This window comes from Xenorhabdus eapokensis (assembly GCF_001908105.1).
Map to the genome: position 1 here is coordinate 22,652 of NZ_MKGQ01000026.1, position 19,128 is coordinate 41,779.

12 protein-coding genes and 1 pseudogene are annotated in these 19,128 nt (G+C 46.5%); 4 read left to right on the top strand and 9 right to left on the bottom strand.

All coding sequences use genetic code 11. From position 1 onward, the window contains the following. Positions 1 to 530 precede the first annotated feature (530 nt). The 4 genes from Xedl_RS14920 (at position 531) to Xedl_RS14935 (ending at position 8,117) form a co-directional block, all read left to right on the top strand. A complete protein-coding gene (locus Xedl_RS14920) occupies positions 531 to 2,222 on the top strand; it encodes a ShlB/FhaC/HecB family hemolysin secretion/activation protein (protein WP_074024616.1) in 1,692 nt (563 codons plus the stop codon). 126 nt (positions 2,223 to 2,348) lie between these two features. After that, positions 2,349 to 6,737, top strand: a complete 4,389-nt coding sequence (locus Xedl_RS14925; protein ID WP_074024617.1) for a hemagglutinin repeat-containing protein — start codon at positions 2,349 to 2,351, stop codon at positions 6,735 to 6,737. Positions 6,738 to 6,864: 127 nt separating this feature from the next. Then, positions 6,865 to 7,842 (top strand): inner membrane protein YhjD, encoded by a 978-nt coding sequence (gene yhjD / locus Xedl_RS14930; RefSeq protein WP_074024618.1) that lies wholly within the window; start codon positions 6,865 to 6,867, stop codon positions 7,840 to 7,842. Between the two features lie 68 nt (positions 7,843 to 7,910). Beyond that, complete coding sequence (locus Xedl_RS14935; protein ID WP_045957420.1) at positions 7,911 to 8,117, top strand: 2-hydroxymuconate tautomerase family protein; 207 nt, start codon at positions 7,911 to 7,913, stop codon at positions 8,115 to 8,117. A 110-nt stretch (positions 8,118 to 8,227) separates the two neighbouring features. Here the strand turns inward: Xedl_RS14935 and Xedl_RS14940 are convergent, their stop codons facing one another. The 9 genes and pseudogenes from Xedl_RS14940 to Xedl_RS25805 form a co-directional block, all read right to left on the bottom strand. Next, entirely contained in the window at positions 8,228 to 10,372 is a 2,145-nt protein-coding gene (locus Xedl_RS14940; protein WP_074024619.1) for a phosphocholine-specific phospholipase C, read from the bottom strand. Between the two features lie 84 nt (positions 10,373 to 10,456). Then, a complete protein-coding gene (locus Xedl_RS14945; protein ID WP_074024620.1) occupies positions 10,457 to 11,926 on the bottom strand; it encodes an insulinase family protein in 1,470 nt (489 codons plus the stop codon). Between the two features lie 106 nt (positions 11,927 to 12,032). Beyond that, positions 12,033 to 12,740 (bottom strand): HAMP domain-containing protein, encoded by a 708-nt coding sequence (locus tag Xedl_RS14950; protein ID WP_074024621.1) that lies wholly within the window; start codon positions 12,738 to 12,740, stop codon positions 12,033 to 12,035. A gap of 275 nt (positions 12,741 to 13,015) precedes the next feature. Continuing rightward, on the bottom strand, positions 13,016 to 14,032 hold the full coding sequence (dppF, locus tag Xedl_RS14955; RefSeq protein ID WP_074024622.1) for a dipeptide ABC transporter ATP-binding subunit DppF: 1,017 nt from the start codon (positions 14,030 to 14,032) through the stop codon (positions 13,016 to 13,018). Further along, entirely contained in the window at positions 14,029 to 15,009 is a 981-nt protein-coding gene (gene dppD / locus Xedl_RS14960) for a dipeptide ABC transporter ATP-binding protein (protein WP_074024623.1), read from the bottom strand. The genes dppF and dppD overlap by 4 nt, the downstream gene beginning before the upstream one ends. 12 nt (positions 15,010 to 15,021) lie before the next feature. After that, positions 15,022 to 15,924, bottom strand: coding sequence for a dipeptide ABC transporter permease DppC (gene dppC, locus Xedl_RS14965; protein WP_074024624.1), 903 nt, complete (start codon positions 15,922 to 15,924; stop codon positions 15,022 to 15,024). A 9-nt stretch (positions 15,925 to 15,933) separates the two neighbouring features. Then, the gene (gene dppB / locus Xedl_RS14970; protein ID WP_074024625.1) at positions 15,934 to 16,953 is read right to left on the bottom strand and encodes a dipeptide ABC transporter permease DppB; all 1,020 of its coding nucleotides are present in this window, start codon (positions 16,951 to 16,953) and stop codon (positions 15,934 to 15,936) included. 96 nt (positions 16,954 to 17,049) lie between these two features. After that, the gene (gene dppA, locus Xedl_RS14975) at positions 17,050 to 18,660 is read right to left on the bottom strand and encodes a dipeptide ABC transporter periplasmic-binding protein DppA (protein WP_074024626.1); all 1,611 of its coding nucleotides are present in this window, start codon (positions 18,658 to 18,660) and stop codon (positions 17,050 to 17,052) included. Between the two features lie 361 nt (positions 18,661 to 19,021). Further along, positions 19,022 to 19,128: pseudogene (locus Xedl_RS25805) on the bottom strand (IS5/IS1182 family transposase); the annotation flags it as partial.

Sequence of the window (19,128 nt, forward strand, 5' to 3'; positions counted from 1 at the left end):
GTTTTATCACCTGGACTCAGGAAACCATGGAATATGAGATCAATACATTATTAGCTGGTTATGGTGACCAATTTGCAATTAATTTCTCTTGAGGACTTAGATGAATTTATAATTTCATGCATGATTAATTTACGACCAAATCATTTGACTAAAAAATATCTGCTCTTACGTTTTATATTCCCTCCACCCCCCCTTTTTTTCAACATTCCATAAGTAAAATTTTCAAATGGAAAGCTCAAAATATAGAAAAACCATCTAACTCCACCTCATTATTCTGCTTAGATACTGATTAACCAAAATTAAATTTCACTTAATTCTTCACATTGAGATAATACATAACTAAAATGAATTATCATAAATCACTAATGTAAATTTATAACTGGAAATTATCATTCTTAACAAAACACTCTTATTAATCAGAACAACATAAAAGATTTTCTATGCTCTAATGCCCAATTAATAAACTAGGATGTTTAAACCTAACCCAACACGATACATTTCCCATCAACTATTGTCATTTGGGTATTTCCATGATTAAAAGGACGACAACCTTCATCTTATTATGTACCGCGTTGCAGGTGAGCGCATCGTCTGACGCGCTGAATCCGGCTTTCCCTATCAATGAAACAGCTTTCTCTACCGATGAAGCAAGAAGAACCTTACAAGATAGTTCACGGGAAATAGACCAGTTAATTGAAGAGCGCCGTCATCAAGGGTTGATGAATCGCACAGATAGCGTTTCTCCACAAACTGTCTCACCCGTACTGAAGGAAGCACCGCCCTGTTTAGCGGTTAAGGGCGTTTACCTTCAAGGTATTACTTTACTCTCCTTAAAAGATTTGCATACACTCAGTGCCCTGCCCGATAGCTGTATCACCAGCAATGACATCAACAAGCTGTCAGCGGAAATCACCAACCTTTATATTGCTAAAGGTTATATTACAGCGCGGATTCAGTTTATTCCCCCCAACACCAATGGCGAGCTAGGGATCAATGTTGTTGAAGGTTTTGTCGAGGCGATAGAAGGGGATGACCGTTGGGTCAATAGCCAAACACTATTCCCACATTTGACAAATAAACCACTCAACCTGAATCAGCTTGATCAAGGGCTGGATCAGGCAAATCGTTTGCAATCAAACAAAACCACTCTCGATATTCTGCCCGGTACAGTTAATGGTGGCTCCATCGTCAGGTTGCACAATCAACACGCTTCCCCGTGGAGAATAACCACCACAACCGATAATTATGGCCAGAAAAACACGGGCAAATGGATCACGCGACTCAATGCCAGCGTCGATAGCCCATTAGGGTTATCTGACTTTGTCAGCCTCAGCGGCGCCAGTACCGTAGATAAACCTAATACCCAATATAATCGCGCCTATACTTTTCTCTATTCGCTCCCCTATGGAGCCGTAACATTGAGTGGGTTCAACAGTTATTCCCAATACACTAGCCATCCCCGTTTAAAGATAAATTCGGCCAAATTGTACGGGAATTCACAACAAACAGGCATGCGTGCCGATTGGGTCTTTCATCGTAACCAGTCGCAAATCAGTACATTAAACGCCCAATTTATTTATAAGAATTACACAAACCATTTCCAGGACGCCAGGCTCACCGTCAGTAGCCAGACATTGAGTGTCCTCGAACTGGGTATTAGCCATTTGCAACTTATCCCTTCAGGGGTGATCTCCCTCAATATGAGTATTGAGCGAGGAATGCCGTGGTTCGGTGCCCAAACCTCTACAGCCAGCCTGAATAAACAGTTTACCAAAGGGAAATTCTCGGCAAATTTGCAACAGCGTTTCACACTCTTTGATATGCCTTACCAATTTAGTAGCCAATTTTATACCCAGTACAGTAAAAGCGGGCTACCCGGTGTTGAGTGGATAACTATGACCGACCGTAATGCCGTGCGAGGATTTAGCAAAAATGTGTCATCGGCTGATAACGGCTGGTATTTAAGAAATACGCTTTCCCACTCGATCCCCATTGGCAAAGGCTCACTTTCGCTGCGTACTGGCGTGGATATCGGCCAGGTTAAAGGCTATCGCAGTCAGGATGGATGGAAAAGCAGTGCCGGATTAAGTGCAGGTTTGACACTACGCTATCAGCAACTCTTTGCAGATGTTGAGGTCAGCCGCGGCAGATTACTTTCTCACCAAAATAGGGACACGGATGAACCTATGCAACTGTTAACCCGCTTTTCTTACACTTTTTAGTTTTTGAACCATTTGATGTTTTTTTAACCGCAGCCAGTTGTGGGGATCATTTCTAGCATAATTTCCTGGAACAATGATCCCCAGAGCACTGCTCATGGCAATAAAAGAAGCAAATAAGGTAATCATATGAAAAGTAAAAAATTTAAATTGTCTCCTACAGGAAAACTTGCCGTCTCTATGGCAATTATTCTGGCAACCAGTTCAGTCAGTTTCGCTAATGGAATTACGCCTGGTGGTGATGCCGCACACAGCCCGGATGTTATTCAAGCTGATACCGGTGCAACCGTGGTAAATATCGTTGCCCCTTCCGAATCAGGGTTATCACATAACCAATACCAGGATTTCAACGTTAATCAAATGGGGGCGGTATTCAATAACTCTCTGGAGAATGGAACATCACAACTGGCAGGTGAATTATCTGCCAACAGTAACCTCAATGGACAAGTTGCAAATGTGATCTTAAATGAGGTGATTAGCCGTCATCCTTCACTCCTGCTCGGCGAACAGGAAATATTTGGTATCGCCGCCGATTATGTGCTGGCAAACCCCAACGGTATCACTTGTAACGGCTGCGGTTTTATCAATACCAATCAGGCGTCATTGGTGGTCGGCAATCCATTGGTGGAAAATGGGATCCTGCAAGGCTTCAACACCTTTGATAATCTGAACGCCCTGAATATCAACAACAAGGGCTTATCCCATAATGATGTGCTGAATCTGATTGCCCCCAAAATTGATATCAATGGTCAGGAGATCACCGCAAAAAATCTCAATATCACCACAGGGAATAACAAGATTTCGACCGATGGTCACATTCTGGATACTCAGCAAGCGAATATTGGCGCACTCGATAGCTATTATTTGGGCAGTATGCGGGCAGGACGCATTCGTCTGCTGAACACGGCGGCAGGGAGTGGAGTTAACCTACAAGGTAAAATGACGGCTGACAACGGCATAGAGATTGAATCTTACGGTGATATCAAACTGGAAGCCGCTAACCTGCAAGGTGGAGATATTACCTTAGATGGTCATAACGTTCTGTCCCAAGGACGCCTGAACCAATCTCCATCAAACAAAGCGGGCAGTGATAATCACCAAAACATTTTTAGTGGTCTTTATACCGAACAAAAGCAACGCAGTGAATCTGTTGCCCGTACCCAATTAGCAGGCAAAAACATCACGCTGGTGGCCAAACAAAACAACCATGTGATGGCAACCGATATAGAAGGGAATAATGTCAAACTGACTGGCGCCAACCTGAAACTGGATGGGCAACAACTTCATCAACTTGACCGTAGCACCAACAATCAATGGAAAATGTCTTGGCAATATGATGTCACCCATGAGAGTGAAAAGCATCAATACGAAGGCAATACCATCAACGCCCGTGAAAATGTCCATTTGGCCGCCAGTGAAGGCAATGTAGAAGTTCTTGGCAGTAAGATCAAAGCCGATAAACAGTTGTCCGTATCAGCCGAAAAAGAGGTGAAACTGGCAGGTCTGATAGAATCAGAAATAACCTCAGAGAAGGGATATAAAAAGAACCATTCAGCATCACTGCAAACAGGTCATTGGAATAAAGTCAACACCACCCAAAGAAGCACCGGTAATGAATTAAGCGCAGGCGGGATTTTAGGTATCGAGGCGAAAGGCGATATTGATATTATCGGTACGCACATTAATTCAGGCAAAAACCTGATTATCTCTGCGGGTCAGAAAGCCAACATTACTGTGCAATCCCTCGTTGATGATCAGAGTGTTGCCAAGGATAAAACCTATTGGGGCGGTATTGCGGGTGGCAGCAAAAAAGATAACCGCGATAAGTCAGAAACCCATCATATTTCCGAAGTGACGGCGGGCGAGCTCTTGCTGCTGTCTGGTGAAAATGATGTCACCATTACAGGCAGTAAGGTCAAAGCCCAAAAAGGCGCTTATGTTTCAGCCAATGAAGGGCAGTTAACTATCGATAATGCAGTCAGCCATATTTCTAAAGAGGTGGATGAAAGAAAAGGAACCATCTTCAACATCACCAAAAATACGAATCAAGAACACAACAAACAGCAAAAATCTTCCGGCAGTCAATTGATTTCTGATGCAGATCTGAAATTACTCAGTAATAAAGACATCAATGTCATTGGCAGTTTGGCCAAAAGTGCTGACGAGCTACAACTGAATACGTCGGGCAATATCAATATCCTGAATTATGGGGAGAAGAATCAATACCAGCAGGAAAAAACCAACCTTGACTGGCAGTATTACGCCAAGGATATGAAAGATAACCAATATCGTGCTGGTGTGGGTTTTGAACACACAACGGATAGACAGCAAAATGACAGCACAGCACAACGCCTGTCCGAACTGAATGGTGGCAGCCTTACCATTAATGCAGGTCAAAATGTCACCGTGACTGGCTCTAAATTGGTCACAACCCAGGGTGATGCGAAAATTACCGGAAATAACATTGCGTTGCTGGCTGGGGAAAACAGCACATCAACTTCAACCTCACAAGAAAAACTGAGCAGCAGTGTGTTTGTCACTGGCGGCATGGACAAGCTTGGCAGTGGTGTTGAAGGAACTTACAACAGCAATGGAAAATCCGACAGCCGAACCAACGCAGAGGTGGCGAAAACCCAGGTGAATGGCAACCTTGAGCTGAATGCAATGGGTGAATTGAAGCAACAGGGTACAGATCACCAAGTACAAGGTTCCTATCAGGCTAATGCCGGTAGCATTAAAAATGTAGCAACGGCCAATACCGAATCAAGCTCAACTAGCCAATTACAGGTAGGTGGAGAAATTAGCGGGACTGCCGATTACAGTGCAACCACTCGTCCGGTGGAAAAAACCGCCAAAGCTGCCGCAGATAAGAAACTGGATACTGCCATCACAAAGACGGGTTTGCCTAATGCCGGTATTGAACTGGCGATGAATGGCAACAGCCGTTACACCAACAATCACCAGTCTAATGCAGTGGTGACAACCATTCAGGCGGGCGATGTCAAAGTCACCACCAACGGTGACATCTATGACCAGGGTACGCAATACCAGGCTAACAAGGGTGGTGTGTCGCTGACTGCGGGTAGCCATACCAGTGAAGCAGCAACCAACAGCCAAAACGCCCATACCGCTGACACGACTGGCGATGCCAGCTTACGCGTCTACACCACAACAGGGGCAGATATCTCCGTGAGTGGCAAAGGCAATGGCAGCCATAAAGAAACATCCAACAACAATACCAGCGCAATGACCAGTAGCATCAATGCCCAAAACGGCGTTAATGTTCAGGTGACCAGAGATGCACACTACCAGAGCACCTCAATCAATGCGGGCAAAGGTTCAGCCAACGTTAATGCAGGTGGAAATATTCAGTTCAATCAAGCCACCAACCGCAATGAGAAACAAAGCAATGGTTACAATGGGGAGATTTCCCTGACCGTGGGAACCAACCCTGATGGCAAGAATTTCAGTGGCGGCCTCGGTGGTGGTTATAACACCGACAATCAGAGCAAGACTACCGCTCAAACCAGCAATATCACTGGTGGGCAAGGGGTGAACCTGAATGCAGGCAATAACCTGACGTTGCAAGGCGCCAACGTTTCTGGCAAACAGGTGGACTTAACCGCACAACGTGGGAAAATCGAACTGACTTCGGCTCAGGATACGGCTAACACCGATGGTTGGAATGTCGGGGCTAAAGCGAAAGGTGGTATGTCCTCTACAGCTCGTAAAGACGGAGGAGATGGTGCGGCAGCAACAACCGATCCGGCTAACAGAATCATCGACAGCAAATATAACATTGGCGGTGAATTGAAATTTGGCGTTAACCAACTGGATCAAACCACACACCGCAACGCACAGGTTTCCGGTGGCAATGTTAACCTGACCAGTGCAGGGGATACCTCGCTTAAGGGCGCTAATGTCGATGCTGATCAGGTAACGGGTAACGTCGGTGGCAATTTCAATGTCGAAAGCCGCAAAGACAGCACTCATAGCCTGAATGTGGGTCTGGATGCGGGTTTGGGTTATAGCAAAACCGTCAAAGGGGATGCGGTTGCTAAAGAAGCTGTTGAAACTGCGGCGGCTAACAACACTAAAACTGGAGATAAAGCACCCAGTTTGACAGATCAATTGAAAGCCACGTTCAAGGGCTTTGATGGCAAACTCAAAGGCAATTACGATACTCTCGATCGAGAAGCTGTTGGTAAGCAGGCAACATTGACCGGCACTCAAGGGGTTAATCTGGATGTCTCTGGAACAACCTCTTTAGTGGGCAGCAAAATTGATAGCGCGCAAGGTGCTGTCTCGCTGAATACCCTGCAAACTAACCACCAATCTATCGCAGGATACGATAAGGGCAAAAACTTAGGCGTTGATGTACCCGGCTCCCTCACCGCTCTGGCAACCTCTGCACAAAAAGATATTTTCTCTGGTAAAGTTCCTTTTGTGAAAAATGAGGGTCACGATACTGAGCTTCCAACCGTCCACAGTGAAGTTAAAGGTCGTCAATTAGATTGATCGATTGATCTTCTGTACGGTAGCCACTATAAGGCTGCCGTACTTTTTCAATTCTCCTCACCAGTTGCCTTTTCCATTTTGCCTGTTACTCTTTTTTCGCATACATATTTTTTCGTCAGGGGATGTAATGCCAGATAACCATGCACAAAAGAAACAACGCAATACAGGGAAGGATCTTACACCATTAGAGAAAGGGCTATATGGCAGTAAAAAAGCACTTTCCGTAACCATCCGTATTGGCAATGCTATCCGCCGCATTCCTTTTATTGCCCACTTTATTCGGGCGGCACAACGTTTCAATGATCGAATGGGCAGCCAATTTGGGGCTGCCATCACCTATTTTTCGTTTCTATCCTTAATCCCAATTCTGATGCTCTCTTTTGCCGTCGCTGGTTTTGTGTTGGCTTCCAACCCTGACTTGCTGGCACGTTTGATCAATGGTATCGCCAACAGCATCAGTGATCCTGCTCTCGCCAACACGCTGAAAAACAGCGTAGACACTGCGGTTAATCAAAGAACAACCGTAGGCTTGACCGGTCTGGCGCTCGCACTTTATTCAGGTATGAACTGGGTCGGAAATTTACGCGAGGCAATACTCGCCCAATCCAGAGATGTCTGGGAACGCGATCATGAAGATAAAGAGAAGATTTACTTCCAGTATATTCGCGACTTTTTCTCCTTATTCGGCCTGCTATTTGCGTTGGTCATCACTCTTTCTCTGACTTCCATAGCAGGCTCTGCCCAAGCCACTATCGTCCACGCCCTAGGACTGGAGGGTATCGAATGGCTCCGGCCGGCATGGACATCAATTGGCATGACTATTTCCATTTCAGCCAATTATTTGTTATTCCTTTGGATATTGTGGATCTTGCCACGTCATCGCCCTGAAAGAACAGCCCTGTTCAAAGGCACCTTAATGGCAGCCATTGGATTTGAAGTCATCAAATCTATTATGACCATGATGCTGCCACGCCTTGCCAGTTCCCCTTCAGGAGCTGCTTTTGGTTCGGTGATTGGCTTAATGGCATTCTTCTATTTCTTTGCCCGCCTGACACTGTTTTGCGCCGCTTGGATCGCCACTGCGGAAGAGAAGAAAACCAGATAAACATCAATAAATAAGACTGTTTTTTGCTGTACCCACTGTAATCACAAACCCAAAAAGGAGTCATTTTTATGCCATTTGTGAACATCAGAATTACCCGTGAAGGCGCAACCGCTGAGCAAAAAAAACAATTGATTGAAGGTGCAACCCAATTGCTGGTCGATGTACTTGGGAAAAATCCGGCAACGACTTTTGTGATTATTGATGAAGTAGAAACGGATAATTGGGGAATTGGGGGTAAAAACGTGACTGAGTTACGGGCTGCCGCGAAGAAGTGAGTTAAGAGTTTCAGAAAGCATTAACTATTTAAATCGGGGCGGGTTAAACCGCCCCTTAGGACGATAGATAGAATCCATTTTCCGTTTTTTGCATATCAGGCACGATTATCTTATTCCTCTCCCATCAATGGATCGCTGATGCTGTGCTCACCGTTTTCCAGTCTACCCGCCAAGCGACGGTACCACCCTTTTGGCCCCACCAGTGAAATATCGTACCAGCCACCACTGATGCGGATGTCAAAAGTCTGGCTGTGACAGCTTCCCGCTGGCATTTCAATGTGCCACGGTCCCTGCAATGTATATGGGCAGCGTTTTATCGTGATCTCCACCGTTGTGTCACTCGGATTGTTCAGTTCTAGTTGCAGGCAGGTATTATTCGCTATTTGGCTCACTGCTGGCTGTTGCTGTGTCAGTGAGCCGCTCAGCGCACGGTGAAAACCGTTGGGTCCTAGCAACCAGAGATCATAGTTATCTGCCGTCTGCCAGTCATCACTAAGCGATTTACCTGCTTCAACAGTATAACGCCGCGGGATATCATCCAGATGCAGCCTGTCGTAAACATGAAATACCACACCCTGTTCGCCTGTGTTGTGAAAGCTCAGTGTCAGTAAACCTTTATCGGGATAAGCCGAGGCTTCAACATTAAGTCGGTAAGGCAACGCGCGGGATGGGCGAATCTGTCGCCATTGATACGGCAATTGTTGCTTTCCAACCTCCGGTAACGGCACCCGTGGTAACTCCTCTTGGCACCAGCGCAGGCTGTCTGCTGCCTGTCGCGTGATGGCCGGCAAACGGGGCACTTCATTGTTGGGATTGACAAAGTTGAACGCTGAAGTGAGATCACCGCACACTGCACGCCGCCAATCGCTGATATTCGGCTCGCGTACACAGAAACGCTTTTCCAAAAACTGTAGGACTGAGGTGTGATCGAATACCTGTGAGTTAACCCAACCTCCGCGACTCCAGGGTGACAGTATCAACATAGGCACCCGCGGCCCAGGGCCATAAATAAGCCCATCTGGTGGCGGCTGCCACTGCGATCCCTCTGGGGCTGGGTGTTGGAAGATTTCGGTGTCAAATGGTACTGTGGACTTGCCGGCGAAACTACGGTCTTTCCGTTGCGACGGCGCAGAGGGCGAAGGTATGTGGTCAAAGAAACCATCATTCTCATCGAAATTCACCAGCAATACCGTTTTGCTCCACACCTGCGGGTCTTCTGTCAGCGCATTGAGGATCTCCTGAATGAACCAGCCACCCTGTACAGGACAAGAAGGTACTGGATGCTCACAATAGGCCTCCGGTGCAACTATCCAGCTTACCTGTGGCAGCTTGCCCTTCTTCACCTCGGCACGGAATCCGGCCAGTATCGTTTCCAAATCGTCACCGCTGGCAGCCGGCAGAGTATTGCCGTTGCCCTTATACAGCGGGATCTTATCGTTCAGTTCATCACTGTAGGGGACAAAATCGTTGAAATCCTGCGGCGGCTGTGCCGGATTACCGGCCCCGACGCTGGCAGTACGGTACTGGCGGAAACCAGCCAGCGGGTTATCACCGAAGTTGTCCGGCAGGTATTGATAAACTTTCCAGCTAATACCGTTCTCCTCCAGTCGCTCTGGGTAGGTTTTCCATGTATATCCTTCCTCTGGAGGACCAGGAGTGTCCCATTCATTGATCACTGCGGCAACGTTAGCGGCACTGGGACCGTTGGTGCCGCTCCAGAGGAACAGACGGTTGGGATTGGTTCCTGCATGGATCGAACAATGATATGCGTCACACAAGGTAAAGGCGTTGGCTAAAGCAAACTGGTACGGCAGCTCGGTCTGGCAGTAATAGCCCATTGAGGTTGTTGTTTTATAGGTTGGCCAGGCATTCATACGGCCATTGTCCCAAGCGGAGTGTTCATCCCCCCAGGAATGAGGCGTACCACCAGCCCGCTGTGCATTACCGCATCGGCTGTCCAGATAATAAGGCAAGACCAACCGCCCATCTCCCTGTTGCTGCCAGATGTTGCGACCATCGGGAAGTGGAATGGTGATACGGTCGCTAAAACCACGAACGCCAGGCAAAGTGCCGAAATAATGGTCGAAGGAGCGGTTTTCCTGCATCAGGATCACTACATGCTCCACATCATTAATAGTACCGGTTCGGTTGTTGGCGGGGATGGCTAGCGCTTTGTGAATCGAGGCGGGTAGTGATGGATAGTCTGCCCCGATAGCCGCAGCCTGTAATATTTTTCTGTGTGAAAAGTTAGGCATAAGTTACCTCCTGAGACGTGTCTTGAAAAGAGCCTCAAGGCAAATGCACCAATATGACTGGGGGAATGAACCCCGTTTACCTTCTTATTCCCCATCGCTCACTGTTTTAGGCTCTTTCGGTTTCTCCGGCTGCGGCCCTGGTCTCATAATCTGGTTAAAGCTATTTTTGATTTGATTAACATCAATCGGCACTTCACCTTTTGGTTGCACCAGAATAAAAGAGATTTCTTGAGACAGCATCTCTTGCAGTTTCTTATTCAAGCGTTGTGGTGTCAGGGAGGATAAAAATGCCTGTCTTAACCGTTGGAATTGTTCAGGGGCAATATCTATCACATTATTTTGCTGTGACAACAGACGCTGGCTAATCAAAATATCGGTATCTGTGCGGGCATACATAGCAAATAGCTGCTGGAGCTGGCTCCGCTTCTGAGCATAAAGTTCATCAAATTGTTCCTGTGGTAATCCATTTTCCCGCAATGATGACAATTGGGAAGCCAGATAAAGCGTAGATCCCATCAGCTTATCCGTAGGGGAATCCAAGTTTAATGAGCAGTTCGCCCGCTGGTATATCACGCGGCAATCCAAACCTAATTGCATGTCATCCTGTTTGTCTTTAAGCCCCAATTGCAGGTAACGATAAAGTGCTTCACGCGTCAGGTCATTTAGCCAGTACTGAATCAAAGTTTGCGAATCGTTAATCGGCAACCAGTTCAGATTCCAGGTCAAAGACAAACGATCCTGTGTGGCTTTATCACTCACTACACCAATCGTTGCTGCTTTCAGTGGCAGCAAGGTGGGAACGGGCACTGGCGTCTGCCGTTTTCCCCTCAATGACGCAAATGCTTGCTTAATCCGCTCTGGCAGTAATCTGTTATCAATATGCCCGGCGATATACAGTGTTATCGCATCCGGTGTGTACCATTGATGATAAAAATTTTCGACTTTTTTTACATCGACAGGCATTGATACGGACATCCCAGGGTCATGGTCGATAAGCGTCGAACCTTGCAGACGCATACGCCATACTGGATCTTGGATATCAGATGGAAAAGTCGTTACAAGATGTGCATCCCCTTTCATGGCCTGTGCCAGTGTCTCTGGTGTAAATACCGCACCACCTGCAATATCGGATAACCATATCAATGCGTCTTGCAATAGATCAGCACGATTATTTGGCAGGCTCAGACTGTAAAGGGTGAAATCATAGGAAACAATAGCAGGCGGAAAGGGATTTTCAGTATCCATCGCATTGTGCCATAAATTTTCCAGCTTCTGCGATGATAAATCTTTACTGCTGGATAAGACGATTTTAGGAATAAGGGAGGTATAGCCCCGTTGCAGGTTTTTCTCAGACAATGAGCCTGTCTTTACCAATAACCGCAACTGTATTCTGTCATTAGGCCGCTGTGGTGTTTGCAGGATTTGCCAACTGAATCCATTTTCAAGTCTGCCTTGTTGCCAGGCCGGATCAGGTTGCAAGGTTTCAGCTTGTGCCAAACACGTTGTAGCCAGAATCGCACCACCAATAAGATACCCGATTTTGTTACCCAGCATGTTCACTTACCCCTACCTGTTTAGTTTTATCCTGCAAAACCTAAGACAATCAGCCATACCTGGATATTATCATCGAGAATTAGACCTTCATTCATCTTGTAAGGTTTCATTTTGATGGTGTTTTCCGCTTATTAACCTGACGATTATAGCCTTTTACCAGTATCCCCAACTCATCATCCTGATGGCTTTTAGGGCAAGGCATAGGCTCTGGCGGCCGTTCTTCATTCAGCTCCCGCGCAATATCGCGCAATGGATGGACGATAATGCGATTTACACACCAGCTTATCGACACCGTAAGAATCAGTGCGAGTAATAAATAAGTAGTCAACATTAATGCCAGTGTATTCAAGGCAAAACGATACACTCGATTGGAATCAACCTGCAAAATAAGGTGTCCCTGTGATTCTGCTGTTTTCGGCGAAACACCATAAACATAGAGAGGAATATTGACCTCAATGGGAATACCAAAAACCTTCTTTGCCAGTTCAGGTATGGGGCGATGAGTTGCAAAATCCAGACTCATTACCCGAACATTATCAGGTAATAGTACGTCGGCTCGCCCCAGAATGCCTGAGGTCTTCAATCCAATCAACAGCGTTTTCGCTTTGTTGAGATCTGAACTTAACAATGCCTCTGCCAAAGGTGTCTGGATTTGTACAGCCGCATTGTTAAGCTGGCTGATATAGTCATCTTTCCTCTGCTGTAATAGGTGAGATAATTGGATGGTGATGAAAATAGCAATGGTAACCAAAGTGACTCCTGTCACTGCGGCCATCTGTTTAATGGTTAACGAACGTTTGACACGCAATTTCATCTTATCCAAACCAATACCAACTAATAGTAGAAATACTGACCAACACATCTTAACAATGTGAGCGAGTATACTTGATTTTACTGGTGGTCGTCTTATTTTGATGAATGGCAATACAAGAGAGAAAATGACCGAGATATAACGGCATCACTCAGTAAAGCGATTGTATAACGTTTATACTACGATCGACTACAAGCGATTCTACTACAACTTGCCCAAAAATGTCGTAAGGCCTCGTCGCTTAGAGGATGTTAACGTTATACCGCAGTCAGATACAATTAGGTGGATGGATTTTCCTCCTGCTCGACCGCGAAACACGCGATCAGTTGTCCGCCATATTGCTTTAACTTAGGCTGGAATTGGGTACACTGGCTAAATGCACGACGACAACGGGCAGCAAACGCACACCCTGCCGGCGGATTCATCGGGCTTGGCAGCTCTCCCGTCAGCTTAATACGTTCACGGCGCAGTTCAGGATTAAGGCGAGGCGTCGCTGACAACAATGCCTGTGTGTAAGGATGGCGCGGATTGTTGAAAATCATTTCCTTACTGCCTTTTTCAACACAACGTCCCAAATACATCACTATCACTTCATCAGCAATATGTTCGACGACTGAAAGGTCATGGGATATAAAAACGTAAGACAATCCCAGCTCCTGCTGCAAATCCATCATCAGGTTCAGAACCTGCGCTCGCACGGAAACATCCAACGCTGAAACGGGTTCATCTGCAATCACCACGTCTGGATTTAACATTAATCCACGGGCAATGGCGATACGCTGCCGCTGACCACCAGAAAACATATGCGGATAACGCGCATAATGTTCCGGTTTTAATCCCACTTTCGCCATCATCTGCAAGACTTTTTCCTTGCGTTCACTCGCGGTAAGTGAAGTATTAATCAGTAATGGCTCTTCCAAAATCTGTCCCACTTTTTTACGGGGATTTAAAGAAGCGTAAGGATTTTGAAATACAATCTGGATCTTCTGGCGACGAAGTTTTTCTGCTTCTTTATTTGGCACCAACAGATCTTGTCCCAGATAATAAAGCTCCCCATCAGTCGGTTTTTCAATCATGGTCAGCAGGCGGCTTAATGTGGATTTGCCACAGCCCGATTCGCCGACAACCGCCAGCGTTTTACCTTTTTCCAGTTCAAATGAGACACCATCCAACGCCTTAACCATACGCTCAGGCGAGAATAAGCCTGTTTTCACCGGATAGTACTTCTTCAATTCAGTGGCTTGCAGCAAAGGTGCTTCGGCCTTCTCCTGCTCTCTGTTTTGTTGAATATTCATACTGTTGGCCTCCCCTGATCATCCAGTGGCATGTGACATTTAACCTGACGCCCTCTCATTGATTGCAATGACGGCTCGTCCTGACGACAGCGCTCATTGGCATAGGGGCAACGGGGGTTGAGCAGACATCCCATTGGGCGATCATATTTTCCGGGAACAACGCCGGCCAATGATGCTAAACGGGATTTATCCGCCGCAAATTCCGGCAATGCCCGCAATAATGCCTGCGTATAAGGATGGCGGGGCGCGCGGAAGATTTCTGTTGCTTTGCCAATTTCTACCACCTGTCCGGCATACATCACAATAATATGGTGGGCGGCTTCCGCTACCAGCGCCAAATCATGGGTGATCAAGAGTAATGCCATGTTTTCCTGCTGCTGCAATTCCAGCAACAGTTCGATGATTTGCGCCTGAATGGTGACATCCAGAGCTGTTGTCGGTTCATCGGCAATCAGGAGCTTTGGACGGCATGCGATAGCCATCGCGATCATCACACGCTGGCTCATCCCTCCCGATAATTGATGCGGATAAACATCCAGACGAGAGACCGGATCGGGAATACCCACCTGAGTCAATAAGTCGATTGCCCGCTGATGTCGCGTTTTCCGGTTGCCACCCTGATGGACTTTCAAGGCTTCCATAATCTGATAACCGACGGTGTAGCACGGATTCAAACTGGTCATCGGATCTTGGAAAATCATCGCCACTTCCGCACCCACTAACTGACGGCGCTCTTTTTCTGAAATTTTAGTCAGGTCACGGCCACCGAATTCCAGTTTTTCAGCCATAACTCTGCCCGGATAATCAATCAGCCCCATAATCGCCAATGAACTGACTGATTTGCCTGAGCCGGATTCTCCAACGATGCCGACAACTTCTCCCTGCTCAACACGGTAGCTAATACGGTCAACAGCGCGGAATGGGACATCTTCATCCCCGAAATGCACCGACAATTGGTCTACATTCAATAATGCCATTTCTCAATCCCCCTACTGCTTGAGCTTGGGATCAAGTGCATCACGCAACCCATCCCCCATCAGGTTAAATGCCAGTACCGTCAATAGGATAGCCAGCCCCGGAAAGGTCACCACCCACCACGCACTCTGGGTAAATTGCAAAACATCAGCCAGCATGGTTCCCCATTCCGGCGTCGGTGGCTGCGCTCCCATTCCCAGAAACCCTAAGGCCGCCATATCAAGAATAGCGTTTGAAAACCCTAATGACGCTTGCACAATTAACGGCGCGAGGCAGTTCGGCAGGATATTGATAAACATCTGACGTATGGCTCCCGCACCCGCTACCTGGGAAGCGGTCACATAATCGCGGTTAACTTCCACCAGTACCGCCGCCCTTGTCAGACGGATATAGTGGGGCAAGGCGACAAAAGTCAGAGCCAATGACGCATTGATAATTGATGGGCCAAAAATCGCCACCAGCACCAATGCCAGCAGCAGGCTTGGCAAGGCCAGCATAATATCGACGATACGCATGATAATGGTATCCACCATACCGCCGAAATATCCAGCTAATACCCCCAGAATGATACCCATGATAAGAGACATCACTACGACCAGACAGCCAACCAATAATGAAAGGCGTGCCCCATACATTAGGCGGGACAGAATATCGCGCCCAACATCATCGGTGCCGAGAATAAATTGCCAGCTTCCGCCTTCCTGCCATACCGGAGGCATCAGCAAGGAATCACGGAACTGTTCTGCCGGACCGTGCGGCGCTAGTATCCCCGCTAATAATGTAATCAGCAGCATCAGGACAATATAGACAAGGCCAATCACTGCGCCTTTGTTACGTTTAAAGTAGTGCCAAAATTCCTGTATCGGCGTCATTAATTTCGGCGCACCCGATACGACAGGCTCAGTTGTTTGAGTCATCATGTGCTCCTATTTCTTATGACGAATGCGCGGATTGACAATGCCGTACAACAAATCAACCACCAGATTGACCAGAATAATCATGGTAGCCACCAACAATACTCCCCCTTGTACTACGGGATAGTCACGACGTTGCAGGGCATCAATCAACCAACGCCCTAATCCTGGCCATGAGAAGATGGTTTCTGTCAGAATGGCACCCGCCAACATGATGCCCACTTGCAAGCCAATCACCGTGACTACGGGTAACAAAGCATTACGCAACGCATGGACGATAATGACACGAATGCGGCTTAGTCCTTTTGCTCTGGCAGTACGGATATAATCTTCGCCCAGCACTTCCAGCATGGAAGAGCGTGTCATGCGCACGATGACGGCTAATGGGATCGTTCCCAGCACAATGGCAGGCAGGATCAAGTGCATGACAGCATCAGTGAAATCTCCCTCCTCACCCCAGATCAGCGTATCAATCAGCATAAATCCTGTCAGGGGATTGCTGTCATCAATAAACACACTATCAGCGATTCGGCCAGAAACAGGGGTTAAGTTCCAGTGGACTGAGACCAGCATGATCAGCATGATCCCCCACCAGAAAATGGGCATGGAGTAGCCGGTCAATGACAAACCAATCGCGGTGTGATCAAAGACCGACCCCCGTTTGACTGCCGCCAATACACCGACTGGAATACCGACAGCGATGGCAAATAACATGGCACAGATGCCCAGTTCGAAAGTCGCTTTAAAACGCGGAACAAATTCATCCCACACAGGAATGCGGCTTTTCAACGAGATCCCCAAATCACCATGCAACACGCCATTGATATAATGAAAATATTGCTCCCAGAGAGGCTTATCCAACCCCATTTCAGCCATCAATTGGGCATGACGCTCAGCAGAAATACCACGCTCTCCCGCCATAATCAGCACGGGATCACCAGGTATCATGTGCACAAACGCGAAAGTCAGCAGCGTAATACCAATAAACGTCGGGATCACTAACCCTAGACGTCGGAGGATAAATTGCAGCATATCCTGAGTTCCCTTTTTAAATACCTCAGAGAAGCGAAACCATCCCCACAGAAAAATCTGGGAGGATGGTTAATCACAACAGCCCAACAGCAAGAATTATTTGAGATCAACGTTGTAAAAGTGATGCTTACTAAAAGGATCGACCACATAGCCCTTCACTTCTTTACGAATGGGTTCATAAACCGTAGAGTGGGCAATGATCAATGCAGGTACTTGTTCATGCATAACAACTTGTGCTTGCTTATAAAGCTCGGTGCGCTTGTTGATATCTGCGGTTTGACGTGCTGGCTGGATAATGTCTTCAAATGGCTTGTAACACCATTTGGAATAGTTGGAACCCCTTTCTTTGGCAGCGCAGCTAAATAAAGTGCCAAAGAAGTTATCAGGATCGCCATTATCTCCTGTCCATCCCATCATCACGGTCTTCGGTTCACCATCTTTGGCGCGTTTCAGGTATTCACCCCATTCATAGCTGACAATCTTGGCCTTAACACCAATTTTCGCCCAGTCAGCCTGAATCATTTCCGCCATGCGGCGGGCGTTCGGGTTATACGGACGCTGTACTGGCATCGCCCACAGATCGGTTTCGAAACCATTCGGGAAACCAGCTTCTTTCAACAGCTCCTTAGCTTTGGCGGGATCATAGGAGTAATCTTTAATGTCATTGTCATAACTCCATATGGTCGGTGGGATCAGGTTTTTTGCTTTCTGCCCTGCACCCTGATAGACAGCCTCAATGATGGCGTCTTTGTTCACCGCCATCGCCAGTGCCTGACGCACTTTTTGATTATCCATCGGTGGCTTAGTGACATTAAAGGAGAGATAACCAACATTCAGCCCCGCCTGTTCTTTCAGGACAATGTTTTTATCTTGTTTCATGCGCGCAAGATCTGCCGGGTTTGGATAGGGCATAACCTGACATTCATTTTTCTGCAATTTTGCATAGCGCACAGAAGCATCAGGCGTAATGGAAAAGACTAAGCGGTCAATTTTTGCCGGCCCTTCCCAATAATCCTTAAAAGCCTTATAGAGAATTCGGGAGTCTTTCTGATATTGCACTAGCTGGAATGGGCCGGTTCCAATTGGATTCAGGTCAACTTTCTCCGGTGTTCCTGCCTTCATCATCACATCAGCATATTCCCCTGACATGATCGACGCAAAATCCATCGCCAGATTAGCCATGAAAGGAGCTTCAGGCTGTGACAGCACAAAGCGGACGGTATAATCATCGACTTTTTCTATTTTGCTGATGATATTCCCCATATCCATACCAATAAAATATTCGTAGCTGCCGCCCGAAACCTGATGGTACGGATGATTTTTATCTTTCTGGCGCATAAAAGTAAAAATCACATCATCAGCATTAAAATCACGGGTAGGTTTGAATTCCTTACTGCTATGCCACTTCACTCCCTTGCGCAAATGGAAGGTATAAACCTTACCGTCGTCACTCACGTCCCAACGTTCAGCAAGACTGGGAATGATCTCTGTTGTACCTAATTTAAAATCCACCAAACGGTTATAGATCGGGACTGAACTGGCATCATAAGTTGTACCAGAAGTGAATAACTGTGGGTTGAAGCCTTCAGGAGAACCTTCAGAGCAGTAGACCAACGTTTTTGCCTGAATACTGGCTGTAACAGCCAATGCGACAAGACCGATACCCAGTTTTAACAAACCAGATTGTTTTTTCTTGGAAATTGTCATTACTTGAACCCCGTTTGTGATGTTTAGCTTGTTTTATTATTTTTCGCTTATCAATTAATCAATTGTTATGCCTGACGTCAACATCATCACACACAACACCAGAAACATAAGAAAAACACAAAAGAAAAGAATTATTAACAATGATGGTTAAAAAACATGACGCAAAGCACACAGAATAGACAGATCAACTAAATATTAAGCAAGCAGAAAGAATTAATCTCTGGTGATGATAATTTTGAATTTGTGACCACATGCTTAAATAATAATCAGAGCAATTTATAAAAAAGCGGGGATATAAGATGAGAATATGCGCCGATCAGGATAATTGTTTTAGGGTCTGTTGATGTTTTAAGGTCATAATTCATTCAGCCCACATGGGCAACCAGACAATGATAAACGCCAGAGCCAACATACTGGCGTAATTCCGTTCAAGCTTATCGTATCTTGTTGCTATTGCACGAAAATGTT

Coding starts and splice junctions, on each gene's coding strand:
- Xedl_RS14920 (WP_074024616.1), top strand. CDS start 531: ATGATTAAAAGGACGACAACCTTCATCTTATTATGTACCGCGTTGCAG.
- Xedl_RS14935 (WP_045957420.1), top strand. CDS start 7,911: ATGCCATTTGTGAACATCAGAATTACCCGTGAAGGCGCAACCGCTGAG.
- Xedl_RS14940 (WP_074024619.1), bottom strand. CDS start 10,372: ATGCCTAACTTTTCACACAGAAAAATATTACAGGCTGCGGCTATCGGG.
- dppB (WP_074024625.1), bottom strand. CDS start 16,953: ATGCTGCAATTTATCCTCCGACGTCTAGGGTTAGTGATCCCGACGTTT.
- dppD (WP_074024623.1), bottom strand. CDS start 15,009: ATGGCATTATTGAATGTAGACCAATTGTCGGTGCATTTCGGGGATGAA.
- dppA (WP_074024626.1), bottom strand. CDS start 18,660: ATGACAATTTCCAAGAAAAAACAATCTGGTTTGTTAAAACTGGGTATC.
- dppC (WP_074024624.1), bottom strand. CDS start 15,924: ATGACTCAAACAACTGAGCCTGTCGTATCGGGTGCGCCGAAATTAATG.
- Xedl_RS14945 (WP_074024620.1), bottom strand. CDS start 11,926: ATGCTGGGTAACAAAATCGGGTATCTTATTGGTGGTGCGATTCTGGCT.
- Xedl_RS14925 (WP_074024617.1), top strand. CDS start 2,349: ATGAAAAGTAAAAAATTTAAATTGTCTCCTACAGGAAAACTTGCCGTC.
- yhjD (WP_074024618.1), top strand. CDS start 6,865: ATGCCAGATAACCATGCACAAAAGAAACAACGCAATACAGGGAAGGAT.
- Xedl_RS14950 (WP_074024621.1), bottom strand. CDS start 12,740: ATGAAATTGCGTGTCAAACGTTCGTTAACCATTAAACAGATGGCCGCA.
- dppF (WP_074024622.1), bottom strand. CDS start 14,032: ATGAATATTCAACAAAACAGAGAGCAGGAGAAGGCCGAAGCACCTTTG.